Below are 26,595 nucleotides of genomic sequence, written 5' to 3'. Positions count from 1 at the left end.
GGTCAGCTTGGGACGCAGACATTTCTGACTGACACAAGCATTGCATCCGGGCGCTCAACCAGATCGAAACGCCATCTTCTTGGAGACCAGTTATAGACCCGTTGCGCATCGGGGTGATCTACTATCATCAGGCCGTGAAAGTACCATTTTGACGTGGATTTGTATCCCGTCGCAGTCGTGTAGAATGAGAAGCCCCGTAAATCGCGTACTGCCTCGATTGGCGCGTTTTTCGAGTGTTCAGCGATGCAATAGGGCGCGCCGTCCGCAATGAAATGCGCTTGAACAAGGATCATCGGAACTGTCAACAACGACCAGAGCGCGGCGATTGTCCCGATTGAAAAACCAATCTTCGCCACCCGAGAAGGCTGTGGCTGCCCGCCCGATCCCGACCAAAACAGAAAGCTTGCGGCGACGGCTGTCGTCAGGGTGACACCGTGCAGAATCTGGGTGTCAGAACCAAGCGACAGCACCATGCCAAATAACGTCAGAAACAAACCGGAAACGATTGAAAAAACGGCAATACATCTGGCGACGAATCGTGGAATCGAAGGCAATCCCAGTAGCACAAGGCCACCAATGAACGCGGGAATGGCGGGCGCAAGCCATGAATACAAGTATGTGGCCTGAAAAAACAAAGGCAGGGTTTTTCCGCGCTCATTCGGCTCGAATATCGAAGGGTCAAACGGCTCAGCGTATGCCGCGAAAATCAGCACGCTGTAGGCGCAGAACAGGATCTTGAATTTCATGGCGTGCTGAATGACCAAATCTCTTGGTTCAAAAAATACTGCCCACTCATCTTGCGACGGGTGGGCAGCTGAGAAAGAAGATTAGGTCACGCCGCTAAAAGCAGGGTTCATAGCTGAATTCTACCGCCGACGATCCCTGCGCGAGCTCATCGGCTGGAAGGCCACGCCCACATGTGCCTCGCAATAGGGTTTGCCCGCCTCAACCGGAAGGCCGCAGAACCAGAAATCCTCGGTCGCGGGGTCGCCCACGGGCCACTTGCAGGTTTTCTCGGTCAATTCCATCAGAGTCAGCTTCTTGGCTTTCTTTTCAACCTCGTTGACCTTGGCCAGCGCCTCGGGGCTGATCTCGTTGGCCGATGGCTGTGGTGGCAGCGGCTGACCGGCGGGGATGATCTGACGGCGGGCCGGAACGACCGGTTTCGCCTCGGCGGTCGGGGCCGGGGCCGGACGCGCCGGTTCGGTCTTGGGTGCAGGTTTGGGCTTGGCCTCGGCCTTGGGGGCGGGCGCCGGTTTTTCTTTCGGTTCCGCCTTGGCCGGGGATGCGCCTGCCGTCCGGTTCGACAGGCCCAGGCGGTGCACCTTACCGATCACCGCATTGCGGGTCACGCCACCCAGTTCCTTGGCAATCTGGCTGGCCGACTGGCCTTCGCCCCACATCTTCTTCAGCAGTTCAACACGCTCGTCTGTCCAGGACATCGTTAGCCTTTCAAAAGCGGAAAGCGGCCCCGGATTCGGGCCGCCTTGGGAATTCGTCTCAGCCCCCTATTCTAAACACTGCTGCCCGAGTTACAAGCTGTCTTCGAATCAGGTTGAGGGCAAATCATGCAAAATCCCGCAGATCAGACCGCGCGTCGCTTCGGAGCAGTCAACTGGATGGGCCTGTACACGCTGGCGCAGCGCGAAACCCTGCGTTTTCTGGCCGTCTGGACGCAGACGGTTCTGGCACCACTGGTTACGGCGGGGCTGTTCCTGTTGATCTTCACCATCGCCATCGGACCCAGCCGGCCCGATGTCATGGGTGTGCCGTTTGTGATGTTTCTGGCGCCGGGGATCATGATGATGACGGTGATCCAGAATGCCTTTGCCAATACCTCGTCCTCGATGGTGATCGCCAAGGTGCAGGGCAATATCGTCGATACATTGATGCCACCGCTGTCACCGCTCGAGATTCTGCTGGGTTACCTCGCGGGTGGCATTGCCCGAGGCGTGATGATTGCGCTGGTGATCTCGATTGCGTTCCTGATCTTGCTCTCCATTGCGCCTCAGCACCCCCTGATCGCGCTGACCTTTGTTGTTCTGGGCGGGGCATTCATGGGCGCGTTGGGCCTGTTTGCCGGTATCTTCGCCAACAAGTTCGACCAAATGGCAGCAATCACCAACTTTATCGTCACGCCGCTGGCCTTCCTGTCGGGTACGTTCTACTCGGTCGAGGCGCTGCCGCCCGTGCTGAACCGCCTGACCCACCTGAACCCGGTGTTCTATCTGATCGATGGTTTGCGCTATGGAATGATCGGAGTGTCCGACAGCTCTCCGTGGCTGGGGATGGCGGTATGTACGTTTGCGACTTTCGTGATCGGAGCCATCACCTGGCTGATGCTGCGCACCGGATATCGCCTCAAGGCTTAGCGCGGCCCGGCCATCGCGGCCGGTTGCACGGGCCGGGATGCAGGCGCACCCGCTCCCGCCGTGCGGGGCAGGCTCTCAGGCGCGGCGCCGCACCGCTTCTCGCCAGACCAGGATCAGCCCGCCGGCCAGGATGGTCGCAGATCCGACCAGACTGATCCAGTCGGGGATCACATCAAAGACCGCAAAGTCGTAAAGGGCGGCAAAGATCAGCGTGGCATAACTGATAGGGGCCACGAAGGATGCATCCGCCCGCGCCATGCCGTTGACGAAACAGGCCTGGGCGCAGGCCATCAGAACGCCGATCCCCACCAATGCCGCCCACTGCTGCGGGGTTGGCATCTGAAAGACGAAGCTGACAGCTAAAGTGGCGATCAGCACCCCCATTGCGTTGTTGATCAGCAGGATCTGCATAGGTGGCTCGCGCCCGGACAGTTTTTTGATGAAAATCAGCTCCATCCCGATCAGCGCAGCCGCTGCCAACGCCAGAAGGGCGGCGGGCTGAAAGCTGGCGGGGGTCGGGCGCAGCAGGATCATCGCGCCCGTCAAGGCGACAGCCGCCGCCAGCCAGCGCCAAGGACCAACCCGCTCTTGCAGCAGAGGAATGGCCAGCACCATACCAAAGACAGGGTTCAGAAAGGATATGGCCGTCGCATCCGCCATCGGAATGAAGGCAACCGATGCGAACATCAATGTCACCCCCGCCCAGCCAAAACTGGTCCGCCCGACGTGAAGCCCCCAATGGGGCCGCACCAACCGGGGCCGCAGAGTTGCAACCGCCAGCAGAATCGCCAGCAGGGCAAACAGAAACCTCCCGTGACTGATCTGCATGGCATGCAGGGGCGGCCCGAACGCATCCGTCCCCAGCGCCTTGGCCAGCAGCGTCGTCGCGGCGATAAAGGCGGTGGCGACAAAAATCAGCGCAGCGGCAAGCGGAGGATTGTGGTGCTTGGGTTCGAACATGGCCAAGCGGTGCGCGGTTGCACAGGCTTTGGCAAGGGCAAAATTCGATCCCTGCAAAATACTGGCTTTCCAACCTGCACAAGCATCGCTATACGGTCGGCCATGATCAAACATCTGCATATCCAACTGCTCCGACGCCGACGCATCTTTGCGTAACCGGCCTGTTTGATCTCATGTGCCCGGCAAATCGGCACAGACCTCACCAAAATTGTTGACGAACAGGGCCTTCGTGTATCACTCACGAGGCTCATACTACCTGAAAAGGATGATCCCATGATCCCGTCCGTTCTGCCGACCTATAACCGTGCGCCCCTGACCTTCGTAAAGGGCGAAGGCGCCTGGCTGACCGAGGCGGATGGCCGACGTTTCTTGGATCTCGGCGCAGGGATCGCCGTGAACGCGCTGGGCCACGCCCATCCGGCATTGGTGGCCGCGCTGACTGACCAGGCCCATGCGCTGTGGCATGTCTCGAACCTGTACAACATTCCTCAGCAACAGGCCTTGGCTGACAAGCTGGTGGAACACAGTTTTGCCGATACGGTTTTCTTTACGAACTCCGGCACGGAATCCTGCGAACTGGCCATGAAAATGGCCCGCAAGTATTTCTATGACAAAGGTCAGCCCGAGCGGGTCGAGATCATCACTTTCGATGGTTCCTTCCACGGCCGGTCGTCAGCGGGCATCGCTGCTGCCGGGTCCGAGAAAATGACCAAGGGCTTCGGCCCTTTGCTGCCGGGTTTCGTGCATGTGGCCTTCGGAGACCTCGACGGCGTGACCGACACCGTCACCGACAAGACCGCCGCGATCCTGATCGAGCCCATCCAAGGCGAGGGCGGTATTCGCCCCGTCCCCGACGCCGAACTCAAGGCACTGCGTCAGATCTGCGACGACAACGGGCTGCTGCTGATCCTTGATGAAGTCCAGTGCGGCGTCGGCCGGACAGGCAAGCTCTTTGCCCATCAATGGGCCGGCATCACACCTGATATCATGATGGTCGCCAAAGGCATCGGCGGCGGCTTCCCGCTGGGCGCGGTACTGGCGACCGAGGACGCGGCATCCGGCATGACCGCAGGCACCCACGGTTCGACCTATGGCGGCAACCCGCTGGGCTGCGCGGTGGGCTGCGCGGTGATCGATCATGTGGCAACACCCGCCTTTTTGGAAAGCGTCAACCGCAAGGCGGGCCTGCTGCGCCAAAAGCTCGAAGCCCTGATCGCAGATCACCCCGACGTGTTCGAAGAGGTGCGCGGATCGGGCCTGATGCTCGGCCTCAAGTGCAAGCCTGCCAATATCGACGTGGTCAATGCAGGTTATGACAACCTCGTCATCACCGTTCCCGCCGCCGACAACGTGATCCGCCTGTTGCCGCCTCTCACCCTGACCGAGGACGATATCGCTCAGGCCATGATCCGCCTCGACATGGCCGCCCGGCAGATCGAGACCCAGCTCCAAACCGCCTGATTTTCATCTTTTCTCAAATACTCCAGGGGTCCGGGGGCAGCGCCCCCGGCGACCGACAGCCAGGAAACGAACCGACATGAACCATTTTCTTGATATCCACAAAACCGATTCCACCGATCTGCGGGCCATGATCGATCAGGCGGGCGTGATGAAGCAGGCGCGTTTGGGCCGCCCCAAGGCCGCCCCTGACGACGAACAGCCGCTGAAAGATCGCATGGTGGCGCTGATCTTCGAAAAGCCTTCGACGCGGACGCGCGTGTCTTTCGATGTGGGCGTGCGCCAGATGGGCGGGCAGACCATGGTGCTGTCCGGCAAGGACATGCAGCTGGGTCACGGCGAAACCATCGCCGACACCGCCCGCGTGCTGTCGCGCTATGTCGACATGATCATGATCCGCACCTTTGATGAAACCATCCTGACCGAAATGGCCGAATACTCGGACGTGCCGGTGATCAACGGCCTGACCGACCGCACCCATCCCTGCCAGATCATGGCCGACGTTCTGACATTCGAGGAACATCGCGGCCCCATCGCTGGCAAAAAGGTGGTCTGGACCGGCGATGGCAACAATGTCTGCGCTTCTTTCCTGCACGCCGCCGGTCAATTCGGATTCGATCTAACCTTCACCGGCCCCGCTCAACTTGACCCGGAAGAGGAGTTCATGGGGTTTGCCCGCCAGAAAGGTTCGAAAATCGTGATCGAAAGGGATCCGCACAAAGCGGTGGAAGGCGCGGACCTCGTCGTCGCGGACACCTGGGTTTCGATGCATGATTCCCAGTCGGCCAAAGAGCGCCGCCACAACATGCTGCGTCCATATCAGGTCAATGCTGAACTCATGTCGCATGCCAAACCGGATGCGCTGTTCATGCATTGCCTGCCGGCCCACCGCGAGGAAGAAGCGACCTCCGAGGTCATGGATGGCCCGAACTCGGTCATTTTTGATGAGGCCGAAAACCGTCTGCATGCACAAAAGGCGGTGATGCGCTGGTGCCTGGACGTCTAAGGGCGTCGACGGATATCCCACACTTTCAATTTGGCGAGCGTGCTTGCGCTCGCCAAGAGGACCAGTGCGCAAAGCGCTGTTTTGGTTACGATCTCCATCGTGCCTTCGATCAGCATGGCGTGAACAAGGCTGCCGACAATCGTCACCCCGGCCAGTGCGGTGTGGCTCAGCCGCCAAAGACGAAAGCGCTGGCGCAGACGTTTGCGGAAGACCCCTAACAGGGCCGCCCCGAAAGCGGCCCACATGGCAATGACACCCCAGGCCGAGAACGGCGTTGGCGATACGAACAACAACGCATCCACCACATCCGGCGGGCTGGTAAGCCACAACCCCGCGACATGGACCACAATCGCCAGCACCAGGGTCAGACCGATCCAGCGGTGAATGTGGCGGCTTATCACTGCGGACAAGCCCGGAAGGTATCTTCCGGCCAGAAGCGGCTGCAGCAACAGCAGGCCCAAGCTCAGAATTCCGGCAAACCCGGCGAGGATATAGGTTGGATCGCGCCACGCAAGATACGGGCTGCCTGCCGCAGCGATTAAAGGAACGGCAAGGGCGGCGATCAGGGTCGCCCAAATGACACCGGTTCGGATCACCGGGATCAGAGCGGTTGCAACACGAAATGCGCAGCCAGTGTCTTGTCTTTGGAACTGGACATCACAGGCCGCAGGAACACGGTTTCGAACGCGCCGCTGTCATAGGCCAGATGCCCGTGCGGTTGACCGAATGCAGGAACGATCTGCGGCATTTCCAGGCGGAATTCACCCTTTTCATCCGTCAAGGTCGCCCCATGGCTTTGCGGGTCACGCTCGTGCCCTTCTGTGGTATGGGCCCAGATCTGAATGCGCTGGCCGGGCAGGGGAGCGCCATCGCCCGCCCGTCGTACGGTGCCGGTCATCCAGAACCCGCCGCCACCGATCCGGTCCACGATTGGCGCACCGGGGCGATAGTTGTTCGATCCGCCCCGCATCGAAGGCGTCGGCGCAATCCCGGCTGCGCGGGCAGGCACCAAAAGCCCTGTGGCGCCGGTCGCCAAAACGGCAACACCTTGGGTGATCAGGGAACGACGGGACAGCAACGCATCTGTCATCGAGAAACCTCCAATACGCGATCCAATCTTGTCAGTCTGCGGCTTCCATCTGAAACATAGCATGTTTCTTTCAAAATCCGAGGCCGTGCGCGGTTGGATCCCCGCGCCCTCACGGTTCTGTGAGTGAATCCGGATCGTCGAAACGAATCTCTTTGACCTCTGGCGGTGCGTGGTGCGATGCTCGGGGCCACCGAACCACATCGGGATGATCCTTCCATGACGACAGCAGATCTGGTTACACAGGAAGACATTGCCGCCTTCCAACGCGATGGCGCTATTGTTCTGCGGTCGAAGTTCTCATCCGACTGGTTGTCATTGCTGCGTGCAGGTATCGACGCCGATCTTGACAATCCGACCGATAATTTCACCCGTCATACCAAGGATCCGAACGCCCCGGGCTATTACGAAGACTACTGGGCCTGGAACAAAATCCCGCAATTCAACGAATTCGTTCATAAGTCCCCCTGCGCACCGCTTGCTGCCAGGTTGCTGGGGGCACCGTCCATCAACCTCGTCATGGACAACTGGTTCCTGCGCGAGGCCGGCTCGACCTCGCGCCCGCCCTTCCATCAGGACCTGTCTTACTTCGACTTCGAAGGCACGATGTGTGTCCTTTGGCTGCCGCTGGAACCCGTGACCAAGGAAAACGGCATCGCATTCGTGAAAGGCTCACACCTGTGGGACAAGCTGTTCATGCGGGTGCGGTTTGCCGATGGGCATCCCAGCTATGAGCCCACCGAAGTCGCCGGGCTGACCTATCACCCGCCACCCGATGTCAATGCCGACCCCGGCGCGTATGAGTTGCTGCAATGGGATCTGGAGCTTGGGGATTGTATCTTTTTCGACATGCGAACGCTGCATGGCGGGCTGTCCTCGACCACGCCGTCGGAAACGGTGCGGCGCTTCACCCTTCGCATGACGGCACCTGATGGTGTCATCCGGTATCGCGGCGACTGGGCCAAGGACGAGCGTGCGCAGTTCGAGGCGGCAGGCTATGGCGAGGGGGATCGGATTGACGGGCCGTTTTTCCCGCAACTTTGGCCGCGTTGATTGGAACGGCGCCGCACTTAATCTGTGCGATTGTGCACTTTATGGGCTGCTTTGCGTGGCTATTTCTTACCTGAGTGAACGCGGGTGGCCTGACCATCTGCAACGAAGGGAGAGCTGAAATGAGTTGGAACCCGACACACAATCCGGAGTGCATTTCGGAGAATCCGGCGCTGGACACATTAATCATCCCGCGTGCCCGTGACTTGGGAGGGTTCGAAGTGCGCCGCGCGTTGCCTTCGGTAAAACGACAGTTGGTGGGCCCTTTCATATTTTTCGATCAAATGGGGCCCGCTGAATTCATCACCGAAGGCGGCATCGACGTGCGGCCCCATCCCCATATCGGACTGGGCACGGTCACTTATCTGTACCAGGGCGAATTCGAGCACCGCGACAGCCTTGGCACACATCAGATGATCTATCCCGGCGAGGTCAACTGGATGGTCGCAGGCCGCGGCGTCACCCATTCCGAACGCACCAGTGATGAGACCCGAGGCAGGAAACACAGCCTGTTCGGCATTCAGACCTGGATCGCCTTGCCCGAAGCGCATGAGGATATGGCCCCGGATTTCGAACATCACAAACAGGCCGCGCTGCCGCATATTCAGGATGCAGGCGTCAGTGCCCGATTGATCCTGGGTTCAGCTTATGGTGAGACCAGCCCGGTCACGATGCTGTCCGAAACCTTCTATCTCGACGTGCAATTGGAACCCGGCGCGTCTTTGCCTCTGCCTGACGACCACGAAGATCGAGGTGTCTATGTCACGCAAGGTTCGGTCGAAATCGCGGGTGACAGGTTTGACGAGGGCCGCATGATGGTGTTCCGGCCCGGGGACAAGCTGTCTGTCAAGGCCGGTGCGCTGGGCGCGCGGCTGATGCTGCTGGGCGGAGCGACCCTGAATGAAGACCGCTACATCTGGTGGAATTTCGTTTCGTCTTCGAAGGAAAAGATCGAAACCGCAACCCGTGAGTGGAAAAGCGCCGATTGGGCTAATGGTGCATTTCAACTGCCTCCGGGTGACGATCAGGAATTTATCCCTATTTCCAAAGAGCTTGAGCGCACCAAACCCCGGCTGGCCCGCTAACGCGTGACGTCGGGGGCAAGCGGGCTTGTGTCACAGGACGTTTGCGGTGATCCTTTTCGGGTGTACCGGAGGGGGTATCATGAAACTTGTCCTTGCTGGCGCGGGCAGCATTGGCTGCTTCTGCGGAGCCTTGCTGGCCCGGTCGGGGCATTCCGTGACCTTGCTGGGCCGCGCCCGTGTGCTGGACCCGATCCGAGAGCACGGGCTGAAGGTCACTGACTTTGATGGCCTTGACGTCACGATTCCGACCGGGGGCCTGACGCTCAGCGAAGATCCGGCCTGTCTGGATCAGGCCGAACTGGTCATCGTCACCGTCAAATCGGGTGCAACCGCAGACATGGCCGAGCAAATTGAGCGCTTTGCGCGGCAGGATGCCCCGATCCTGTCCTGGCAAAACGGTATCGAAGCTGCCGCAACATTGCGCAATGCCCTTCCCGGGCGCGACATACGCGCCGGAATGGTTCCGTTCAACGTGGTGCCGACTGCCCCCGCCACCTATCATCGGGCCACGTCCGGAGAGATCGTCATCCAAAGCGGCGCTGGTGATCTGGCCGCGCAACTGAGCAGCGCAGACCTTCCCGTCACGTCCAGCGACCAGATCGAAGCCGTGCAATGGGGCAAGTTGGTGATCAACCTGAACAATGCGCTCAATGCCTTGTCGGGCCTCACGCTGATGGATCAGCTGATGAACCGCGACTGGCGCAATCTCATGGCGGATCAGATGTCCGAGGCGCTGACCGTCCTCAAGGCGGCGGGTCATCCCGTGGCCTCGACCACACCGCTTCCGGCATGGATGACCCCGCATATTCTGCGGCTGCCGACACCGCTGTTCACCAGGATCGCGGCCCGGATGCTGACAATCGACCCGAGCGCGCGAACGTCCATGGCCTATGACCTCATGGCTGAGCGGCAAACGGAAATTGACAGCCTGCAAGGTCACATCATCCGGATGGGTCACGAAACCGGAGTGCCGACACCCATCTGCACGCAGGTGTCCGACCTGATCAAACATGCACCCGATCACCCGTTGTCGCCGGAACAGATCAGGCTCTGACGTCATCCCTCAGGCGAACGCGGTCAGCACCCAGTAAATGACGGCCGACATGATTGCGGCGGCGGGCACGGTGACAATCCACGCGGCCACGATGGTCATGAAATGCGACCGCCGTACCAGCTTGCGACGGCGGTATTCTTCCGGGGCAAGGTGTTGTGCTTTGCGTTGAAGCTTTCCCCGCTTGCGCCGGCGCTCGGAATCCCACTCGCGGTAGAAGCCGACGCCAAAGACTGCTCCAACAGCGATATGGGTCGAACTGACCGGCAGGCCAAGCCAGCTGGCCAGAATCACGGTGATCGCCGCCGACAGGGCAACGCAAAAGGCGCGTATCGGGTTCAGCTTTGTGATCTGGCGGCCCACCATCCGAATGAGCCTGGGGCCGAACAGGAACAGACCGAAGGAAATCCCGAACGCTCCGATGATCATCACCCAAAGCGGGATTGGAACTTTCGCGGCGAACTCTCCGAACTCGGCTGCGTGAACAATCGCAGCCAGCGGGCCGACCGCATTGGCCACGTCATTTGCGCCGTGGGCAAAGCTCAGGAACGTGGCCGAGATCACAAGCGGCAGGCCAAACAGCGTCTTCAGCGACCGGGTCCGGTTCTCCATCCCTTCGGATCTGCGTTTGACCCACGGGACGGTCACGGACCAGGTCAGCAGCCCCACGCCCAACCCGATCAACAGGGCCATCTTGGGATCGATATGCACGATCCGTTGCAGGCCTTTAACGGACAGATAGGTGGCAAAGGCCCCCGCCATCACCGCCAAAAGGATAGGTACCCATTTTCGCGCGGCGGCAATCTTGTCGTCCTGATCCTGGATTTTCGACTTGATCAGCGCCAGAAAAGCCGCGGCAACCGCCCCCCCGAGCATCGGCGAAATCACCCAGCTGACTGCAATTGCACTCATCGTGCCCCAGCTCACCGCGCTCAGGCCCGCTGCTGCAATGCCTGCACCCATCACCCCGCCCACGACTGAGTGCGTTGTGGACACAGGGGCGCCGATCCAGGTCGCCAGGTTGACCCACATGGCCGAAGATATCAGCGCTGCCATCATGGCCCAGATGAACACCTCGCTGTTTTGCACCGAGGCGGGGTCGACAATCCCCTTTGAGATGGTCGAGACCACGTCACCCCCCGCAAGCAACGCACCTGCGCTTTCGGCTATGGCGGCAATCATGATGGCGCCGCCCATGGTCAGCACATTCGCACCGACCGCTGGGCCCATGTTGTTGGCCACGTCATTGGCACCGACATTGATCGCCATATAGGCCCCGAACGCGGCCGCCGCGACCACGACATGGCTGCCATCCGCCCGACCGAACAGGACCGCCGCCGTCAGCCCGGCAAGCGCCATGAAGGCCAGTGCGACCCCCGGTGCCAGCAGGTGGCGCGCGACATGGATGTTGGCGGTTTCGACCCGCGAAATTCTATGCAGGTCGCTGTCCAACGTTTGCCAGCGTGGTTTCGGATTCGTGTCAGACATGAACTTGGTCAGATATTGAAGGATCGTGCGCCACTAGCGGTATCCGGATGCTCAGGCAAGCTGGGTGCCATCGAAATGTTGCGAATTCCTTACAGTCTGCGCAACAAGGCCTGAAGCACGGGCTCTTGCACCAGAGTGGCCGCTTCAGCCGGCGAAAACCAGCTGCGCTCGCGCTGGTCAGCCTCGGGAAAGTCATCGGCCAGCGCACGCACCGAAATCCTGTAGACATTGGTCAATACCGGTTGCGCCGATCCGTCTTTGAGGATCTTGTCGTAGGTGAATTGGCCGATGGGTTCATCGTGAACCGCATCCGCGCGCACCCCGGCTTCTTCCCAGGCCTCCTGAAGGGCTGTTTCCGCGCCACTCAAACCATCGATGGGCCAGCCTTTCGGGATGATCCAGCGTTTGGTGTCACGGCTGGTGATCAGCAAGACCTGGTCCTGCCCATCCTGAACGCGGGTGCACAACGCCGCAAACTGCACCCGTCGGGGGCGCAGGAACAGCGGACGTCCTACCTCTTCCCAGATATTTTGCAGCCATGCATTCATCAGTTATTTTGTCAGTCTACTCTATGCCTTCAAAGTTGATACGACTTAACAACGGAAATGGTGAGTTTCAATTAAACCTTCCAGTTTGGCCGGGTTTGGCCGATTTTTGAGGGTTTTCTGGGTTGTTTTGTGGATTATGGGCAAGGCTCGGGCTTTGCTGATGGCTCTAGTCACGTCTGCGTTTTGCCCTCAGCGTGGGATCAGCCTGGGTCGGGTCTTCGGGCCAGGGGTGTTTGGGGTATTGCGCCCTCATGTCTTTGCGTACATCCGCGTAAGAGCCCGCCCAGAAACCGGGCAGGTCACGCGTTATCTGGATCGGGCGCTGCGCCGGTGACAGCAGAGTGATCTTCAAAGGCTGGCCACCGATCGCCGGGTGTCGGGTCACGCCAAACACTTCCTGCAAACGGACCGAGATTTCCGGCACGGCCGCGCTGTAATCAATTGGCACCTTGCGCCCCAGCGGCGTTTCAAATGACCCCGGAGCGCGCCGGTCCAGCTCCTGCGTCTGCGCCCAGTCCAGCCGCGCGCGCAGGGCGGGCAAAAGGTCGAATTTCTTCCAGTCTTCGGCGCTTTTGACCCCTGACAGCATGGGCAGCAACCAGTCCTCCATGTCGGCCATCAGGCCTGCGACCGAAAAATCGGGCAGATCGACGCCATCGGCGCGCACCAGCTCGACACGGGCGGCCAGGCGCGCGGCGGCACCCTCCGGCCGCAGGCCCAGATCGCGTATCCCATCCAGCATCGCGCGGGCCACGGCGTCGTCCGGGACGTCCTTCCAGATGCGGTCGTCCAATATGATCGCGCCGAACCGCTCTTGCCGCCGCGACACGACCCGCCGCTCGCGTTTGGACCAGGCGCAGGTCTCGACGCAGCCGATCTGATCCGCGAACAGATCGCGGATGTCGCGTTCCAAAATCTGCGTGGCCATCCGGACCTTCGCCTCGCGCGGGTTGCCATCCGTGTCGATGACGACCAGAAACGGAGCGTTGGCCAGTGGATCCGCACTGTCCAGAACAACGCCTTTTCCCCCTGACAGCACATAGCGCGGCGCGTCACCCTTGCGCCGCTGTCCGATGCGGTCAGGATAGGCCAGCGCAGCCATGGCGGCGGGGCTCAGATCGGCCGAATCGCCCTTGGCCTGTTTCCGCAGCCGTCTGGTCTCGGCATTGATCCGATCCACGGCGCCCATGTTGACCTGCCAGACCCTGTTGCGCTGAAAGGCCCGGGGATCGCGCAGCGCCTCTTGCCGCAGGGTGATATCCACCGGAGCACCGCGAAGGGGGTCACGCTCTGCCATCAACGCCGCCAAGGGGGCCGCGTTCGGACCGGCCCGCACAAGCATGTGCCCCAGCCGGGGATTCAAGGGCAGCGCCGCCAGGGCGCGCCCATGATCGGTGATCCGCCCATTGGTGTCGAGTGCGCCCAGCATCGTCAGCAAAGCCCGCGCCTCGGCCATCGTCCCTTCGGGAGGTGGAGTCAGGAAGGCAAGATCGGCCGGGTCAGCGCCCCACAGTGACAGCTCCAGCGCCAGCCCGGTCAGGTCAGCCGCTTCGATCTCGGCAGGCGGGTAGGCCGCCAGCGCACCGTCTTCCCCCTTCGACCAGAGCCGGTAACACACCCCTTCGGCCACACGTCCGGCCCGGCCCGCACGCTGTGTGGCCTCGGCCCGGGTCACCCGTTCTGTCACCAGCCGGGACATGCCCGATCCCGGATCGAACCGAGCCCGCCGGGCCTGTCCCATATCCACCACGACCTTGATGTCGGGGATCGTCAGCGAGGTTTCGGCAATCGACGTCGCCAGCACGACTTTGCGCCCATGTTCCACCGGGGCAATCGCCGCACGCTGGGCCGCAAAGGGCATGGCTCCGAATAACGGGCGCACCACGCAACTGTCGAGCAACCGACCGTTCAAAAGGCTTTCAGCGCGTCGGATTTCACCCTCTCCCGGCAGGAAAACCAGAATTCCGCCGCCGGACTTCCGCGTCTCACGCTCGGCCTGCACCACCAGATCGATCAACGCATCCAACCGTCGCGCTTGCGGCCCCAATGGCCGATCCAGCCAGCGCGTCTCAACCGGAAAGCTGCGCCCGTCCGATGTGACCAGAGGGGCCGCCATCAACGCGCCGACGGGATCCGCATCCAGCGTGGCTGACATGGCCAGCAGGATCAGATCGTCCCGCAATGCGTCGGTCACCTCGAGGCACAAGGCCAGCCCCAGATCGGCGTTCAGAGATCGTTCGTGGAATTCATCGAAAATCACCGCGCCAATTCCCGGCAGATCCGGGTTGGATTGCAGCATCCGGGTCAGGATGCCCTCGGTCACCACCTCGATCCGGGTGTCTTTCGACACTTTCGCCTCGCCACGTACACGGTAGCCCACGGTCTGTCCCGCGCGCTCTCCCAACGTCTCGGCCATCCGCTCGGCCGCGGCCCGGGCCGCCAGCCGCCGGGGTTCCAGCATCACGATCCTGCCATCGCACAAACCCGCCTCGAGCATTGCCAGGGGAACCCGCGTGGTCTTGCCCGCCCCCGGTGGGGCCTGCAATACCGCGCGGCCCTGCGCGCGCAATCTGTCCAGCAGTTCAGGAATGGCGTCGTCGATGGGCAGGCGTATCGTCATCCGGCTCTTATCCGCGATCATGCTGGTGTCGTCCAGTTCTCTCGCCGGCGCGTTCTGGTGACACCGGGGCTGCAGGTCCAACCCTGAACGGCCAAGCAACGCACGAATTGACGCAGCTTTCGCTTTGATTGCATTTCCGGCGACCTGCGGTCTGGACAAACACCCCCCGAGCGCGGCAACTATTCCTGCCTCTAGGATCGGGACAAGAATGCAGACAGACAGCCTCAGCGACAGGATTTTGAAGGGCGAGCGCCGGGCGCTGGCCCGCGCGATCACTCTGGTGGAAAGCAATCGCGCCGATCATCGCGCACAGGCCAGCGAGCTGTTGGCCCAGCTCGCGGGATCGGGGCGTCAGGCGCTCCGGATCGGTTTGTCGGGTACGCCCGGGGTGGGCAAGTCCACCTTCATCGAAAGCTTTGGCATGATGCTGACGGGGCAGGGGCTGCGTGTCGCGGTTCTGGCAGTCGATCCCAGCTCTGCCCGTTCAGGGGGCTCGATTCTGGGGGACAAAACCCGGATGGAACGTCTGAGCCGCGAGAAGAACGCCTTTATCCGCCCCTCCCCCAGCCAGAGCCATCTCGGCGGCGTTGCCCGACGGACCCGCGAGGCCATCGCCCTGAGCGAGGCCGCAGGCTATGACGTGGTGCTGATTGAAACCGTGGGCGTCGGGCAGTCCGAAACGGTGGTGTCCGAATTGTCGGACCTGTTCCTGTTGCTGTTGGCCCCGGCGGGAGGGGACGAATTGCAGGGTGTCAAACGTGGCATCATGGAGATGGCCGATATCATCCTGATCAACAAGGCGGATGGCGACCTGAAGGCCACGGCGACCCGGACATGCGCAGACTATGCCGGCGCGTTGCGATTGCTGCGCAAGCGCCCGCAGGATCCCGAAGGTTTCCCCAAGGCAATGACCGTTTCAGCGGTCGAAGAACAGGGGCTGGAGCAAGCCTGGGACGAGATGCAATCCCTGACCCGGTGGCGCCGCGACAACGGTGTCTGGGAAGCCAACCGGGCCGCCCAGGCGCGATACTGGTTCGATCAGGAAGTCCGCCATGCCCTTCTGGCCCGGCTCGACACGCCGCAGGCCAAGGCCGAGATGGAACGCCTGAACGCTGAAGTCTCGGCCGGGCGGCTGAACCCGGCCCGCGCGGCCGAAAAACTGCTTGGCACGCTGAGCTGACGGGGTGAAAGGGGGCAAGGTTTCAAAGGCGGGCGCAAAATGAAAGAATTCGTTCGGTCCGTCTTGACCCTTCCTGCGATTCCCACTAAACGCATCCAACCAGTTTTCGGGCGCGACTTCGGGTTGTGCCCCTTGTGATTTGGCCGAGGGCTTTGTGCCCGGCCTCCAGAAACAAAGGAAGAAACCATGTCGCGCCGTTGCGAACTGACCGGAAAAGGCCCGATGACTGGCAACAATGTCAGCCATGCCAAAAACAGAACTCGTCGTCGTTTCCTGCCGAACCTGAATGACGTTACCTTGCAGTCCGAGACCCTGGGCCGCGGCGTGAAGCTGCGCATCTCGGCAGCCGCTCTGCGTTCGGTTGACCACCGCGGTGGTCTGGACGCATTCCTGGCCAAAGCCAAGGATGAAGAACTGTCGGCGAACGCACTGAAAGTGAAGAAGGAAATCGCTAAGGCGCAAGCCACGGCCTAAGCCTTTTCGCTTATTGATTTTCAGGCCCTGCACCTCTGAGGTGCAGGGCTTTTTCGTTTTGAGCCGCCCGCTGCAGCCCGACACTGTTTTCAATTTCGAAATTATTTTCCGCTATTGGTGAATTGCTTCACATACGGAATGCCGAATCTGACCTATCGTCACTGTCATTCATCAGGCGGGGGCCTCACTATGACGTTAAAAAGTTTCTACCTTTTCCTGTTTCTGGCCGCGGTTTTTCGCAAAGCAATTTCGGCTTGTACGCGGATGCAGCGCAGGGTGAATCGTTCCCACACCAGCTTCAATGCAAGCAAGGTGAAACGACCGGGAATTGATTACTGAAACCAGCTTCAAGCGCGACCCTTTGGCGCTTGAAGCTACTCTGCCGACTGACCTATACCCGGGTCAGGATGAGACCAGCCACTACACGATTCCTGCCTTATGTTCTGTCCCTGCTTTTGGTTCTGACCGGGCAGGGCCTTGCCGTGTCCCGCGGCATGGACAAGGCCGTGGGTCAGATGGTGTTGTGCACAGGCACCGGTCCGGTCGTTGTCTATATGGACGAAGACGGGCAGCCCACCGCGCCACCGCATTACTGCCCGGATTACGCACTGTCCCTGATGGGCGCGGTCGCCGTTGCCCAGCCGCCCATGCCTATGGCGCCAGAGCGGGCGCAGATAGCGCCGTTGCGACATCTGGTCAATCAAATCGCCTTGCCGGTCCCCGGCACCCCGGCGCGCGCGCCGCCTGTACGTGTTTGAAGACACTACTTTTTCAAACCTACAATACAGGAGAGGCACGATGTCCCTCAAAACTACTCTGTTTGCAACCCTGGCCGCCTTGACCCTGGCCATGCCCGCTTTTGCCGAAGGCACTATCAAAGTTGATGACGCCTATGCCCGGTCGTCGGGAAAGACCGCCAAGGCAGGCGCCGCGTTCATGATGATCCAGAATCTGGGCGATGCGGACGACCGTCTGGTCGGCGTGACGTCGGATGCCGCTGCCCGGGTTGAACTGCATACGCACAAAGTCGACGACAATGGCGTGGCCAAGATGGTGCATGTCGAGGAAGGCTTTGCCATTCCGGCAGGTGAAACCCACATGCTGAAACGTGGCGGCGACCACGTGATGTTCATGGGGCTGACCGAACCGTTCGAGCAGGACGCCATGGTTCCGGTGACGCTGATCTTTGAAAAGGCTGGCGAGGTTGAGATCGAAATCCCGGTCGATCTGGAGCGTCAGGACATGGGCGGACACGGATCTCATTCGAACTAGGGCAACGCCTGTCTTCAGGCCGCGCTGCGGCCGTCATCCATGCGTCAGGCCGGGCATTGCCCGGCCTGTTGTTCCTGCGGTCACCGCTGGTGCTATTTGTTGACGGTTTTCATACCGACACGGTCACCGGCCCGGCGGAATCGGGACGCCAGCCAGAACATGACCGCGGCAATGGCCAGCGCCGAAAAGGCGATGCCCCATCCCAGCGCAACAAGCGCGACCGCTGGCCAGATCATCAAAACAAGCCCGACCACAAGCGCGACAAAACCCGAAACGCGCATGGAGCCGCGTTGAGGGTCTCTCTCGTGCATTTGCCCGGATGCCGCAAGCGAACCGATCCCGATGATCAGCGCCCATGCGCCCATCAGGAAAAAGGCCAGTTTGACCGTCCCTTCCGGCCAGATCAGCAGGACAAGCCCGATCAGAAGCGCACCGATTGCAGCCCCGCCCATCACCCCGCGACGCCCAACGCCCAAGAGCGTCAGGCCACCATCGAGGATCAGCAGCACACCAACCAGCCGCAGCAGCAACGCGATGCTGCCAGACGGCCAGAACAGTGCTGCAATACCGACAAGCCCGGCCAGTATTCCGCGCAGCAGAAAGGTCCACCACAGGCTGGAAAGCTGCTCTCCCAGCATGTCGCGCCCGGCCATGCTGCCTTCATCCAGAATTTCACCGGTCCGGGGGTCCTGATCCGTCATTTCTTGTCCTCCAGTCGTTTCGGGGACAGTCTAACCGAATTAAGCGAGTGTTGTCTGTACTTTAACTGTGCGGCGCAAGCAGGTGCCCGACCCATCGCGGAACTGTCTGGGTCGCTTTGCCGACAAGTCTTTCATCAAACCCGGATGCGCCCGGCGACGGTTCCAGATTGATCTCGATCGTCCGAGCGCCCGCCGCCTGTGCCTCGTGCACGAACGCTGCCGCCGGATAAACCTGACCCGAGGTGCCAATGGCGGCAAAAAGCGACGCGCTGGTCAGGTGGTCATAAATCTCGTCCATGTAATAGGGTATCTCTCCAAACCAGACCACATCGGGCCGGGCCGTGGGGCGCGCACAGGCGGGGCAGGATTCCCCAACCGCCATTTCGGGCGGGGCGGTCCAGCGATGGCCACAGGCTGAACACAGCGCGCCCGCCAAAGTTCCGTGCATGTGGATGACATCCTTTGCGCCGCCCGCCTCGTGCAGGCTGTCCACGTTCTGGGTCACGATCACGACGTCCCCGGGCCAGTCCCGTTGCAGCCGGGCCAGTGCTTCATGAGCGGCATTGGGTTGAACCCTGGCGGCCTGAACCCGCCGCGCATTGTAAAACCCTTGAACCAGTGCGGGATCGCGGGCGAATCCTTCCGGCGTGGCTACATCCTCGATGCGGTGCTGGACCCATAATCCACCCTCATCGCGAAAGGTGCTCAACCCGCTTTCGGCGGATATTCCGGCCCCGGTCAGAATCACGATCTTTTCCATTTCTCCTCCGCGCGGTACAGCATGGTACATGTCACACCGTATCCTCTTTGTCTGCCTGGGCAATATCTGCCGCTCGCCTGCGGCAGAGGGCGTTTTTCGCGCCCGCGCGCCGCATCACGTAACCGATAGTGCCGGAACCATGGGCTGGCATGCGGGAAAACCGCCCTATGGCCCGATGCAGGCAGCTGCGAAGGTCAGGGGAATCGATCTGGGCGACCTGCGCGCCCGTCAGTTCACCGCTGCCGATTTCGACCGCTTCGACCTGATCCTGGGCATGGACGCCAACAACATCGCGGATATCGAGGATCTGCGCCCCGCCGGCAGTGACACCCCGGTGCGCCTGCTGACCGATTTCGCCCCTGAAGCCGGCGCTGATCATGTGCCTGACCCATATTACACGCGGGATTTCGATGGCGCTCTGGATCTGATCGAGGCGGCGGTCGAGGGGCTTGCCGCCCATCTGGACAGTTAACCGCCGATCACCCGCAGCGATCCGCCCAGCCAGGGCAGTTTGGCCAAAGCCGGGTCAACGATCTGGTTCTGCATCAGACGCCGTATCATGCCCGCCACCTCCTGCGGTACCTGATCGGACCAGCCCGTTCGCGCCAGCAATGATATGCTACGCGAGAAATCCCCGAACGGGGCAGGGTGGGCCTCCAGCCCGTCATGGAACCGCGCGGCGCGCATGAAACCCAGCGGCGTCGTAATCGCCCAACCCAGACCCCGTGCAACCATGGCCATCAGCGCCATGTGCGAGCCGATCTCGAACCGTTCCTCGAACTCCTGCGCGCCGCGCGCCATATGCGCCTCGATCTGCCGGCTGATCAACTGCTCGCGGGCATAGCGCAGATACGGCAGGCTGTTCTGTGCCGCCTCCACTCCGCCCGCCCCCTGAGGCGCAACCAGAATAAACGGATCCCGGACCAGAGGGTACTCGACCACCCCCTCCAGCACTTCTCCGCTATGGGCGGTGACGGCCATGTGCAGGCGTTGTTCGGCCAAGGCCTCGAACAGATCGAGGCTGGACAGGGTGATCAGTTTGAAATTCGATCGGGTCAGACTGTCTGCCAGCAACGTGGCCAACCGCGGGGTCAGATCATTGTCGAAGTCGTCGATCAGCCCGATGGACAATGTGGTCAGATGCCCCAGGTCCATGACCGACAATTCGCTTTGTGCCATTTGCAGCTCGGCCAGAACCGCCTCGGCGCGCACCAGAAAGCTGCGCCCGGCCTGTGTCAAGCGCATCGGTCGGCGCCCGTGATCGACCAGTTCGGTGCCCAGAGCCTTTTCCAGATTGCGCAACTGTTGGGAAACGGATGGTTGGCTGAGCCCGGTGATCTCGGCGGCCTGCGCCACCGATCCCGTCCGCGCCAAAGCCTCGAACACCTCAAGGCCCCGCAGGGTCAGCCCTTTCATCACCATAAGATACACCTTTCGCTGCGCCTTTCTGGGGCGCAGCGTGGATCAGGTCAAGGTTTCAGAAGGGCTTAGCTGCAGATCGCCTGCGCCATCTGGCCAAAGTTCTGATACCGGTCCCACAGCGCATCGTCGCGCGCGGTCTGCGACATCTTTAACTGTTGCGCCTGATGGGGGTCGGTGAACCATTTGGCCACGGTTTTCTGATCGCTGCGGGTAAGCGCCTGATCTGCTACGCGCTGGATGCAACTGCACCGATCCCGCGTCGCCGCCGACCGGTCCGACGCCAGACACGCCCGCTTGATCTGCGCCGCGTCAGCAACCGGAGCCACCGCCGTCAGCGATGCCGCACAAAATGCGATTAAGAGGAACTGTTTCATGCTCATGCCTCGTTTTTGCCTGCCCGGAGGGATCTTGCGCCCCTCTCGGCCTGCGGCGGAGTATGAATCAAACTGGAGTTTGGATCAACGGACAAGATGCTGTTGATCAGGAATGTTGCCTCTTTTCTCTTCAGCGTCAGCCTCGCGGTTTCAACGGCATATGAATCCTGATCGACCAGGCTGCGAAAGAACAGATCATCCGGGTTCTGGCCGCTGGTGGATGGTGCCAGCAGCAGGCTTTCGGAAATTGCTCCGTTGGCGTTAATGACATTATGTGTCTCAAGCAGCAGATGATGGTAAACTGCACTGTTTTCTCTGCACAATGTAGCAATGCCCGCATCAACAAGGCTGATGGCTGGAACAAACACTTCGTTCTCTGCGCAAAGGATTTCAGCCAAAGGGTGCGTGACCAGCATTCTGTGTTGCTGTGACACTTTCAAAGGCGCGAAATTCGAGAGCTTTCCCTCGGGAATTTCGACCATTCTGAAACGTCCGGCTGTGATGACAGCCTGTTCGCCCGTCCAGATGACGGGTAGATAGCCATTGTCACGGGTCCAAATCTCATCACCCGGCTTCAGCATTTCGATGGGGCGGTATCCGGATTTGGTTTCGATCAGTGTCCCGCGGCAGTAGCAAATGGGGCTGACATATGCGTTTGATGCGAAGCTTGGGCCTTCTTGCGTACTGACGACCGTTAGAGGGACTCCGGCTGGTGGAAACTGTCCGGGTCCGCCGATGAATGCGATGCCCTCGACGGTTCCATATGCCGGTGATGAGTTGTTCACGTTGAACGCAACCGCCTGCCACGTGGTTGTCCCGTCTGTCAAAGTAATACCATATTCGGCTTCAACACGCGTGCCGCTGGCGAAAAGCGTACCATCGATTGTCTGATCGCCGTTTAACCGCTGATTGCCATCATTGTCGGAAAAGTTGGTGTCCGATCCGGCATCCGTGATAAAAACTTCGGTCGCGGCGCGCGAATTGATGGTAATCGTCTCACCAATAAGATGTATCCCCGTGCCCTGATTGATCCCGTCCAGACCCTGCGCCACAGAGACGGACAATTGACCTTCACCCAACACAAAGATCGAATAATCGGCCAAGTCTTCCCTGCTTTCTGTTTTTGAAACGGCCAAATGATGCGATCATCTTAACTATTCACTGATTTCGGGTAAATGCCGCTGAACAGAAAGGCGCGGGTGGGACCTTTTTTGCAACGCTTCAACGCTTGACGAGGGGCAAAACTCCCGACATATCCCACTCCATGACAGACCTCGCTCATATCCGCAATTTCTCCATCGTCGCGCATATCGACCATGGCAAATCCACCCTTGCTGACCGGCTCATCCAAGAGACCGGCACGGTCAAGGATCGCGACATGAAGGAACAGCTGCTCGACAGCATGGATATCGAGCGCGAGCGCGGCATCACCATCAAGGCCAACACGGTCCGCATCGACTATACCGCCGACAATGGCGAGCAATACGTGTTGAACCTGATCGACACCCCCGGCCACGTGGACTTCGCCTATGAGGTCAGCCGGTCGATGCGCGCGGTCGAGGGCTCGCTGCTGGTGGTCGACTCGACCCAAGGGGTCGAGGCGCAGACGCTGGCGAACGTGTATCAGGCCATCGACGCCGATCATGAGATCGTGCCGGTGCTGAACAAGATCGACCTGCCCGCGTCCGACTGTGACCGCGTGGCCGAACAGATCGAAGATGTGATCGGCATCGACGCGACCGATGCCATTCAGGTTTCCGCCAAGACGGGGCAGGGCATCCACGAAACTCTGGAAGCAATCGTGCAGCAACTGCCCGCGCCGCAGGGCAATCTCGACGCGCCGCTCAAGGCGATGCTGGTGGATTCCTGGTACGACGCCTATCTCGGCGTCATCGTTCTGGTCCGCATCATGGACGGCACGCTGAAAAAGGGCATGCGGGTCAAGTTCATGTCGAACGGCACCCTGCACCATGTCGACCGTGTCGGCGTCTTCCGGCCTGAGATGGAGATGGTTGACAGCCTTGGCCCCGGTGAGATCGGCTTCCTCACCGCATCCATCAAACAGGTCCGCGACACCCGCGTCGGCGACACCATCACCAATGACCGCAACGGCACCGAAGAGGCCCTTCCGGGCTTCAAACCCGCGCAGCCGGTAGTGTTCTGCGGCCTGTTCCCGGTGGACAGCGCCGAATTCGAAGACCTGCGGGATGCGATCGACAAACTGGCGCTCAACGATGCCAGCTTCAGCTTTGAAATGGAAACCTCGGCCGCGCTGGGCTTTGGCTTCCGCTGCGGCTTCCTTGGCCTTCTGCACCTTGAGGTCATCCGCGACCGCATCGAACGCGAATACGATATCGAGCTCATCACTACCGCGCCGTCGGTGATCTATCACGTCTACATGAAAGACGGCGAGATGATCGAGCTGCACAACCCCGCCGACATGCCCGACCCCTCGAAGGTCGACCATATCGAGGAACCGCGCATCAAGGCGACCATTCTGGTGCCGGATGAATACTTGGGCGACGTGCTGAAACTCTGCCAGGACCGCCGCGGCATCCAGCTGGACCTGACCTATGCGGGCAGCCGGGCCATGGTCGTCTATGACCTGCCGCTGAACGAGGTCGTCTTTGACTTCTACGACCGCCTGAAATCGGTGACCAAGGGCTATGCCTCGTTCGACTACCAGATGACCGGCTATACCGAGGACAATCTGGTCAAGATGTCGGTGCTGGTGAATGACGAACCGGTTGATGCGCTGTCGACCATGGTTCACCGCGACCGGGCCGAGATGCGGGGCCGGGCGATGTGCGAAAAGCTCAAGGACCTGATCCCGCGCCACATGTTCAAAATCCCGATCCAGGCCGCCATCGGAGGCAAGGTCATCGCCCGCGAAACCCTGAGCGCGTTACGCAAGGACGTGACCGCCAAATGCTACGGAGGCGACGCCACGCGGAAACGCAAACTGCTGGACAAGCAGAAGGCGGGGAAAAAGAAGATGCGCCAGTTCGGGAAGGTGGATATCCCGCAGGAGGCGTTTATTTCCGCACTTAAAATGGATTCTTAATCCATTTTAAGTGCGAGTGCGCGAAAGCGGTTGGCGCAGCCAACTGCGTGCCCAAAGCGTCTTAGCGCGAGAACCGAAGAGTTGAAAATCTTGTTTTGGTGAATAAACTTGCTTCGAATAGCTTTCGAGGTAGCATTTTGCAGAACGCACTTACTGGCCTGTTTTCGGGTCTTTCTCCGCGATACTATCACTATTGTAGCGCGACGGCATTTCTTGAAATCATCAAAAACGGTGAGATTTGGGCTTCTGACCTAGAATCGATGAACGATCCGCGCGAAATAAAAAATGGCCTTCCTGTAGTCAAAGACTACCTAGACAGCCTTTCATTTGCAGAGGGTTCAGAAAATCAAAAGTTCTTGGAAGAAGTGCGCACCGCTTTCGATAACTACAAAGAAAAAATCAAATTTCTAGGCGCATCATTTACTCAGCGAAAGGACGATTTGTATTCCTGGATGAATTACTCTGATGGCGGTAAAGGGTTCTCTATCGCAATAGAAGAAGACTATTTTCCTCGGCATTGGTGGCGCAATGTAATTTACGAGCCGCAACTATTCTCAAATAGTATTGCGCAAACTTTTGAAGAGCATATGCGCGAGTATTCCGGTTGCGATGCGAACACGAAGGATAAAATGCCGGTCTTTTGCGCAATCGATTTGGTCTCTTTGACTGCTTCATATAAACACAATTCTTGGGAAAATGAACGGGAAACGCGTCTTTTAATACCGTTTGGCTCCATGGCTGGTGAACCGAGCACATTTGAGATTTTTGGTGATCCAGAACCATTTGTTCAAAACGGCGATGTCGAGTTCAGAGCCACCCGAAACAACATTCGAGCTTTCGCGGGTCTTGACTTGGTGCATGCTGATCGAGGGGGTGGTTCGAGGCCATCAATCGCAGAAGTCATCATTGGTCCCAACAATCGGTCTGATAGCGGAGTTGTAGAGATTTTGTTGAATGATTATGGCTTCGATAGCGTGACGGTTATCAGTTCTGAATGCGAATTCGTGGAATGGTAACGCAGTCGATCGGGTTTATCCGAACCGAACCCACCCGCCCGGCGGCACCGCCGGGCCGCGCCGGCCCGCCCCCATGGGGCGGCGCGTTTGCGCCTCCCCTCGGGCCGGCGCTGCCTTCAGTTTGTTGATCGACGGTTGCAAACGCGTTTGCGCTCCGGGGCTCCATCCCCAACCCTGCCAAGCCCCCCAATTTCTGAAATCCCGCCAAAAGTGCTAGGCTCCCCGCATTCCAAACAGATTTTTCAAAGGGGAAGTGTTATGGACCCGCAATTGCGTTCCGAGATTTCGATGCGCCGTCTTGACCATTATTACGACATCATGCGCACCTCGATCTTTGCCTATGTCGCCATCGCCGCGGTCATCGGGTTTGGGGCCGAAGGGGTTGCTCTGCCGCTGATCGTGCTGGTGCTTGTGATCACCACCTATGGCGTTCTGGCGGGCAAGACCGCGCTGGAAGATGTTGAAAACCTGCGCGGCGACATGACCGAGGAGTTTGCGCAGACCAGCTTTGCCCAAGGATTGAAGGCGCGTAACCTGAAAGGGCTGATCCTGACGTCGAATGTGTTGCTGGGTCTGATTGGGCTGTCCGAACTCATCGCAATCGTGTTCTGACCGGAGTCTGTGACCAACCTCACAGCCTCAACTTCGCCCACCTGCTAAAGTTGACGCAACGGCAACCTCGGCAGGAGGCCCACATGTCCACATCGCTCATCCCTCTCATCGCCCTCGGGTCGGCGGGTCTCTATTCCGTTGCCATGATCTCGATGAAGTTCTGGTGGAAGATCCCCGGTGTTGGCCTGACCCTTCTGATTGTTGCCACGCTTCTGGCCGCCGCGACGCTGGAACTTGCCGCGCTGCGCAACGAACGATTGGGCATCATCTATACCGGCATTCTCGGGGCCGAGGTCGTGCTGATCGCCATCGCCTCATATTTTCTGTTTGGCGAGAACTTTTCCTATCGCGAGGGGATTGGCATCGCGCTGGTCATTGTCGGGACGGCTCTGGCCTGGGCCTGAAGCCCCATTCTAAGCCGCCGCTGAACCAATCATGAAGTTTCCCTTAAGTAAGTTGTAACCCGCCCGGGCGCTCCCAATCTGTTGACCAGACAGAAGGAGAGAGCCCATGACCAGATATATGACTGCCGGAGCAGCCGCTTTGGCCACGACCCTCGCCCTTGGAACGGCCGCGCTGGCCGATACCACGCCCGACCTGCGCGGCACCTGGCTAGGGTCTTACACGACAGTCCAGCCCAGCCATTACTACAAAGGCGATCAGCCCCGGTTCAATCAGGCCGAATGGATGCTGGATGTGCAGCTTCAGGACGGCAACGTTTTCTGGGGGCACAGCAAATGGCGTCGCGATGGCGATACCGACTGGAATGAGTACGAGGCCACCGGCACCATCAGCCTCGATGGGACGGGCAGCATCGGCATCGTCGAAACCTCACCTCTGCTGATCGGCGCGAATGCGTTGATCGATGCGCGGTACGAAGATGGCAAGATCTTTGCCGATTTCCGTAGCCTGCGGAACGGAACGACCTACAGCACCGTTCTGGAACGTCAGGTGAACTGAAGCGTGTCCGGCCCGGGCGATTGTAGGGGGTAAGT

At 60.0% G+C, this 26,595-nt stretch carries 29 protein-coding genes; 16 read left to right on the top strand and 13 right to left on the bottom strand.

What is annotated here, in order from left to right:
• Positions 1-2: 2 nt before the first annotated feature.
• Positions 3-746, bottom strand: a complete 744-nt coding sequence (locus tag ACR0A2_RS13590) for a hypothetical protein (protein WP_480835552.1) — start codon at positions 744-746, stop codon at positions 3-5.
• 120 nt (positions 747-866) lie between these two features.
• Positions 867-1,442, bottom strand: a complete 576-nt coding sequence (locus tag ACR0A2_RS13585; RefSeq protein WP_152457300.1) for a GcrA family cell cycle regulator — start codon at positions 1,440-1,442, stop codon at positions 867-869.
• A gap of 126 nt (positions 1,443-1,568) precedes the next feature.
• Between ACR0A2_RS13585 and ACR0A2_RS13580 the strand changes: the two genes are divergently transcribed.
• The gene (locus ACR0A2_RS13580) at positions 1,569-2,372 is read left to right on the top strand and encodes an ABC transporter permease (protein WP_171330208.1); all 804 of its coding nucleotides are present in this window, start codon (positions 1,569-1,571) and stop codon (positions 2,370-2,372) included.
• 75 nt (positions 2,373-2,447) lie between these two features.
• Here ACR0A2_RS13580 and ACR0A2_RS13575 read toward each other — a convergent pair whose 3' ends face one another.
• On the bottom strand, positions 2,448-3,332 hold the full coding sequence (locus ACR0A2_RS13575; protein WP_480835549.1) for a DMT family transporter: 885 nt from the start codon (positions 3,330-3,332) through the stop codon (positions 2,448-2,450).
• A gap of 273 nt (positions 3,333-3,605) precedes the next feature.
• Here ACR0A2_RS13575 and ACR0A2_RS13570 point away from each other — a divergent pair, with 273 nt between their 5' ends.
• Both ACR0A2_RS13570 and argF read left to right on the top strand, forming a co-directional pair.
• A complete protein-coding gene (locus tag ACR0A2_RS13570; protein ID WP_480835547.1) occupies positions 3,606-4,793 on the top strand; it encodes an acetylornithine transaminase in 1,188 nt (395 codons plus the stop codon).
• Between the two features lie 76 nt (positions 4,794-4,869).
• Positions 4,870-5,796, top strand: coding sequence for an ornithine carbamoyltransferase (argF, locus tag ACR0A2_RS13565; RefSeq protein ID WP_480835545.1), 927 nt, complete (start codon positions 4,870-4,872; stop codon positions 5,794-5,796).
• Here the strand turns inward: argF and ACR0A2_RS13560 are convergent.
• Complete coding sequence (locus ACR0A2_RS13560) at positions 5,793-6,389, bottom strand: ferric reductase-like transmembrane domain-containing protein (RefSeq protein ID WP_371419741.1); 597 nt, start codon at positions 6,387-6,389, stop codon at positions 5,793-5,795. The two genes, argF and ACR0A2_RS13560, sit on opposite strands and share 4 nt — an antisense overlap.
• Positions 6,390-6,397: 8 nt before the next feature.
• Positions 6,398-6,886 carry a peptidase associated/transthyretin-like domain-containing protein gene (locus ACR0A2_RS13555; RefSeq protein ID WP_171117607.1) on the bottom strand — a complete coding sequence of 163 codons (489 nt, stop codon included), beginning with the start codon at positions 6,884-6,886 and terminating at the stop codon, positions 6,398-6,400.
• Between the two features lie 216 nt (positions 6,887-7,102).
• Here ACR0A2_RS13555 and ACR0A2_RS13550 point away from each other — a divergent pair, with 216 nt between their 5' ends.
• The 3 genes from ACR0A2_RS13550 to ACR0A2_RS13540 all read left to right on the top strand — a co-directional run bounded on the left by ACR0A2_RS13550 (position 7,103) and on the right by ACR0A2_RS13540 (position 10,072).
• Positions 7,103-7,936, top strand: coding sequence for a phytanoyl-CoA dioxygenase family protein (locus tag ACR0A2_RS13550; RefSeq protein ID WP_480447531.1), 834 nt, complete (start codon positions 7,103-7,105; stop codon positions 7,934-7,936).
• Positions 7,937-8,055: 119 nt separating this feature from the next.
• Entirely contained in the window at positions 8,056-9,018 is a 963-nt protein-coding gene (locus tag ACR0A2_RS13545) for a pirin family protein (RefSeq protein WP_480835543.1), read from the top strand.
• A gap of 79 nt (positions 9,019-9,097) precedes the next feature.
• Complete coding sequence (locus ACR0A2_RS13540; protein WP_480835541.1) at positions 9,098-10,072, top strand: 2-dehydropantoate 2-reductase; 975 nt, start codon at positions 9,098-9,100, stop codon at positions 10,070-10,072.
• Positions 10,073-10,081: 9 nt separating this feature from the next.
• Here ACR0A2_RS13540 and ACR0A2_RS13535 read toward each other — a convergent pair whose 3' ends face one another.
• From ACR0A2_RS13535 to hrpB, 3 genes are all read right to left on the bottom strand, one after another.
• Entirely contained in the window at positions 10,082-11,557 is a 1,476-nt protein-coding gene (locus tag ACR0A2_RS13535) for an inorganic phosphate transporter (RefSeq protein ID WP_480835539.1), read from the bottom strand.
• Positions 11,558-11,646: 89 nt separating this feature from the next.
• Entirely contained in the window at positions 11,647-12,105 is a 459-nt protein-coding gene (locus ACR0A2_RS13530; RefSeq protein WP_480835537.1) for an NUDIX hydrolase, read from the bottom strand.
• 166 nt (positions 12,106-12,271) lie between these two features.
• Entirely contained in the window at positions 12,272-14,725 is a 2,454-nt protein-coding gene (gene hrpB / locus ACR0A2_RS13525) for an ATP-dependent helicase HrpB (protein WP_480835535.1), read from the bottom strand.
• A 208-nt stretch (positions 14,726-14,933) separates the two neighbouring features.
• On the opposite strand from hrpB, the gene meaB reads away from it, so the two are divergent.
• The 4 genes from meaB to ACR0A2_RS13505 all read left to right on the top strand — a co-directional run bounded on the left by meaB (position 14,934) and on the right by ACR0A2_RS13505 (position 17,651).
• Positions 14,934-15,905 (top strand): methylmalonyl Co-A mutase-associated GTPase MeaB, encoded by a 972-nt coding sequence (meaB, locus tag ACR0A2_RS13520; protein WP_480835533.1) that lies wholly within the window; start codon positions 14,934-14,936, stop codon positions 15,903-15,905.
• 186 nt (positions 15,906-16,091) lie between these two features.
• A complete protein-coding gene (rpmB, locus tag ACR0A2_RS13515; protein ID WP_050603240.1) occupies positions 16,092-16,379 on the top strand; it encodes a 50S ribosomal protein L28 in 288 nt (95 codons plus the stop codon).
• A gap of 407 nt (positions 16,380-16,786) precedes the next feature.
• Positions 16,787-17,137 carry a hypothetical protein gene (locus tag ACR0A2_RS13510; RefSeq protein ID WP_171232538.1) on the top strand — a complete coding sequence of 117 codons (351 nt, stop codon included), beginning with the start codon at positions 16,787-16,789 and terminating at the stop codon, positions 17,135-17,137.
• 40 nt (positions 17,138-17,177) lie between these two features.
• Positions 17,178-17,651: a copper chaperone PCu(A)C gene (locus ACR0A2_RS13505; protein ID WP_171117622.1), complete on the top strand. Its 474-nt coding sequence runs from the start codon at positions 17,178-17,180 to the stop codon at positions 17,649-17,651.
• A gap of 92 nt (positions 17,652-17,743) precedes the next feature.
• Here ACR0A2_RS13505 and ACR0A2_RS13500 read toward each other — a convergent pair whose 3' ends face one another.
• Together ACR0A2_RS13500 and ACR0A2_RS13495 are read right to left on the bottom strand one after the other, a co-directional pair.
• Positions 17,744-18,352 (bottom strand): HdeD family acid-resistance protein, encoded by a 609-nt coding sequence (locus tag ACR0A2_RS13500; protein ID WP_171170744.1) that lies wholly within the window; start codon positions 18,350-18,352, stop codon positions 17,744-17,746.
• A gap of 61 nt (positions 18,353-18,413) precedes the next feature.
• The gene (locus ACR0A2_RS13495; protein WP_480447538.1) at positions 18,414-19,112 is read right to left on the bottom strand and encodes an NAD-dependent deacylase; all 699 of its coding nucleotides are present in this window, start codon (positions 19,110-19,112) and stop codon (positions 18,414-18,416) included.
• A 28-nt stretch (positions 19,113-19,140) separates the two neighbouring features.
• Between ACR0A2_RS13495 and ACR0A2_RS13490 the strand changes: the two genes are divergently transcribed.
• Positions 19,141-19,584 (top strand): low molecular weight protein-tyrosine-phosphatase, encoded by a 444-nt coding sequence (locus ACR0A2_RS13490; protein WP_480447539.1) that lies wholly within the window; start codon positions 19,141-19,143, stop codon positions 19,582-19,584.
• On the opposite strand, the gene ACR0A2_RS13485 is transcribed toward ACR0A2_RS13490, so the two are convergent.
• From ACR0A2_RS13485 to ACR0A2_RS13475, 3 genes are all read right to left on the bottom strand, one after another.
• Positions 19,581-20,534 (bottom strand): LysR family transcriptional regulator, encoded by a 954-nt coding sequence (locus tag ACR0A2_RS13485; protein WP_480835529.1) that lies wholly within the window; start codon positions 20,532-20,534, stop codon positions 19,581-19,583. The genes ACR0A2_RS13490 and ACR0A2_RS13485 overlap by 4 nt on opposite strands.
• A 65-nt stretch (positions 20,535-20,599) precedes the next feature.
• Positions 20,600-20,908, bottom strand: coding sequence for a hypothetical protein (locus tag ACR0A2_RS13480; protein WP_152457335.1), 309 nt, complete (start codon positions 20,906-20,908; stop codon positions 20,600-20,602).
• 2 nt (positions 20,909-20,910) lie between these two features.
• The gene (locus ACR0A2_RS13475) at positions 20,911-22,011 is read right to left on the bottom strand and encodes a Hint domain-containing protein (protein ID WP_480835527.1); all 1,101 of its coding nucleotides are present in this window, start codon (positions 22,009-22,011) and stop codon (positions 20,911-20,913) included.
• A 161-nt stretch (positions 22,012-22,172) separates the two neighbouring features.
• Here ACR0A2_RS13475 and lepA point away from each other — a divergent pair, with 161 nt between their 5' ends.
• From lepA to ACR0A2_RS13450, 5 genes are all read left to right on the top strand, one after another.
• Complete coding sequence (gene lepA / locus ACR0A2_RS13470; RefSeq protein ID WP_480835525.1) at positions 22,173-23,972, top strand: translation elongation factor 4; 1,800 nt, start codon at positions 22,173-22,175, stop codon at positions 23,970-23,972.
• Positions 23,973-24,070: 98 nt separating this feature from the next.
• Positions 24,071-24,988: a DUF2971 domain-containing protein gene (locus tag ACR0A2_RS13465; protein WP_480835523.1), complete on the top strand. Its 918-nt coding sequence runs from the start codon at positions 24,071-24,073 to the stop codon at positions 24,986-24,988.
• A gap of 258 nt (positions 24,989-25,246) precedes the next feature.
• The gene (locus ACR0A2_RS13460; protein WP_171726738.1) at positions 25,247-25,600 is read left to right on the top strand and encodes a hypothetical protein; all 354 of its coding nucleotides are present in this window, start codon (positions 25,247-25,249) and stop codon (positions 25,598-25,600) included.
• 83 nt (positions 25,601-25,683) lie between these two features.
• Positions 25,684-26,004: a hypothetical protein gene (locus tag ACR0A2_RS13455; protein ID WP_170345061.1), complete on the top strand. Its 321-nt coding sequence runs from the start codon at positions 25,684-25,686 to the stop codon at positions 26,002-26,004.
• 106 nt (positions 26,005-26,110) lie between these two features.
• Positions 26,111-26,560 carry a hypothetical protein gene (locus tag ACR0A2_RS13450; RefSeq protein ID WP_152457340.1) on the top strand — a complete coding sequence of 150 codons (450 nt, stop codon included), beginning with the start codon at positions 26,111-26,113 and terminating at the stop codon, positions 26,558-26,560.
• Positions 26,561-26,595 lie beyond the last annotated feature (35 nt).

The sequence above is a fragment of the Ruegeria sp. H8 genome (assembly GCF_056532905.1).
This window is presented reverse-complemented; position numbering and strand designations above follow the sequence as displayed.

Bases quoted from the DNA above. Each gene is read 5' to 3' on its own strand.
- ACR0A2_RS13450 (WP_152457340.1), top strand. From the start codon at position 26,111: ATGACCAGATATATGACTGCCGGAGCAGCCGCTTTGGCCACGACCCTC.
- ACR0A2_RS13460 (WP_171726738.1), top strand. From the start codon at position 25,247: ATGGACCCGCAATTGCGTTCCGAGATTTCGATGCGCCGTCTTGACCAT.
- ACR0A2_RS13510 (WP_171232538.1), top strand. From the start codon at position 16,787: ATGAGACCAGCCACTACACGATTCCTGCCTTATGTTCTGTCCCTGCTT.
- ACR0A2_RS13580 (WP_171330208.1), top strand. From the start codon at position 1,569: ATGCAAAATCCCGCAGATCAGACCGCGCGTCGCTTCGGAGCAGTCAAC.
- ACR0A2_RS13500 (WP_171170744.1), bottom strand. From the start codon at position 18,352: ATGACGGATCAGGACCCCCGGACCGGTGAAATTCTGGATGAAGGCAGC.
- ACR0A2_RS13495 (WP_480447538.1), bottom strand. From the start codon at position 19,112: ATGGAAAAGATCGTGATTCTGACCGGGGCCGGAATATCCGCCGAAAGC.
- ACR0A2_RS13540 (WP_480835541.1), top strand. From the start codon at position 9,098: ATGAAACTTGTCCTTGCTGGCGCGGGCAGCATTGGCTGCTTCTGCGGA.
- ACR0A2_RS13505 (WP_171117622.1), top strand. From the start codon at position 17,178: ATGTCCCTCAAAACTACTCTGTTTGCAACCCTGGCCGCCTTGACCCTG.
- rpmB (WP_050603240.1), top strand. From the start codon at position 16,092: ATGTCGCGCCGTTGCGAACTGACCGGAAAAGGCCCGATGACTGGCAAC.
- ACR0A2_RS13555 (WP_171117607.1), bottom strand. From the start codon at position 6,886: ATGACAGATGCGTTGCTGTCCCGTCGTTCCCTGATCACCCAAGGTGTT.
- ACR0A2_RS13530 (WP_480835537.1), bottom strand. From the start codon at position 12,105: ATGAATGCATGGCTGCAAAATATCTGGGAAGAGGTAGGACGTCCGCTG.
- ACR0A2_RS13575 (WP_480835549.1), bottom strand. From the start codon at position 3,332: ATGTTCGAACCCAAGCACCACAATCCTCCGCTTGCCGCTGCGCTGATT.
- ACR0A2_RS13570 (WP_480835547.1), top strand. From the start codon at position 3,606: ATGATCCCGTCCGTTCTGCCGACCTATAACCGTGCGCCCCTGACCTTC.
- ACR0A2_RS13485 (WP_480835529.1), bottom strand. From the start codon at position 20,534: ATGGTGATGAAAGGGCTGACCCTGCGGGGCCTTGAGGTGTTCGAGGCT.
- ACR0A2_RS13545 (WP_480835543.1), top strand. From the start codon at position 8,056: ATGAGTTGGAACCCGACACACAATCCGGAGTGCATTTCGGAGAATCCG.
- argF (WP_480835545.1), top strand. From the start codon at position 4,870: ATGAACCATTTTCTTGATATCCACAAAACCGATTCCACCGATCTGCGG.
- lepA (WP_480835525.1), top strand. From the start codon at position 22,173: ATGACAGACCTCGCTCATATCCGCAATTTCTCCATCGTCGCGCATATC.
- ACR0A2_RS13550 (WP_480447531.1), top strand. From the start codon at position 7,103: ATGACGACAGCAGATCTGGTTACACAGGAAGACATTGCCGCCTTCCAA.
- hrpB (WP_480835535.1), bottom strand. From the start codon at position 14,725: ATGACGATACGCCTGCCCATCGACGACGCCATTCCTGAACTGCTGGAC.
- ACR0A2_RS13455 (WP_170345061.1), top strand. From the start codon at position 25,684: ATGTCCACATCGCTCATCCCTCTCATCGCCCTCGGGTCGGCGGGTCTC.
- ACR0A2_RS13590 (WP_480835552.1), bottom strand. From the start codon at position 746: ATGAAATTCAAGATCCTGTTCTGCGCCTACAGCGTGCTGATTTTCGCG.
- ACR0A2_RS13480 (WP_152457335.1), bottom strand. From the start codon at position 20,908: ATGAAACAGTTCCTCTTAATCGCATTTTGTGCGGCATCGCTGACGGCG.
- ACR0A2_RS13585 (WP_152457300.1), bottom strand. From the start codon at position 1,442: ATGTCCTGGACAGACGAGCGTGTTGAACTGCTGAAGAAGATGTGGGGC.
- ACR0A2_RS13535 (WP_480835539.1), bottom strand. From the start codon at position 11,557: ATGTCTGACACGAATCCGAAACCACGCTGGCAAACGTTGGACAGCGAC.
- ACR0A2_RS13490 (WP_480447539.1), top strand. From the start codon at position 19,141: ATGTCACACCGTATCCTCTTTGTCTGCCTGGGCAATATCTGCCGCTCG.
- meaB (WP_480835533.1), top strand. From the start codon at position 14,934: ATGCAGACAGACAGCCTCAGCGACAGGATTTTGAAGGGCGAGCGCCGG.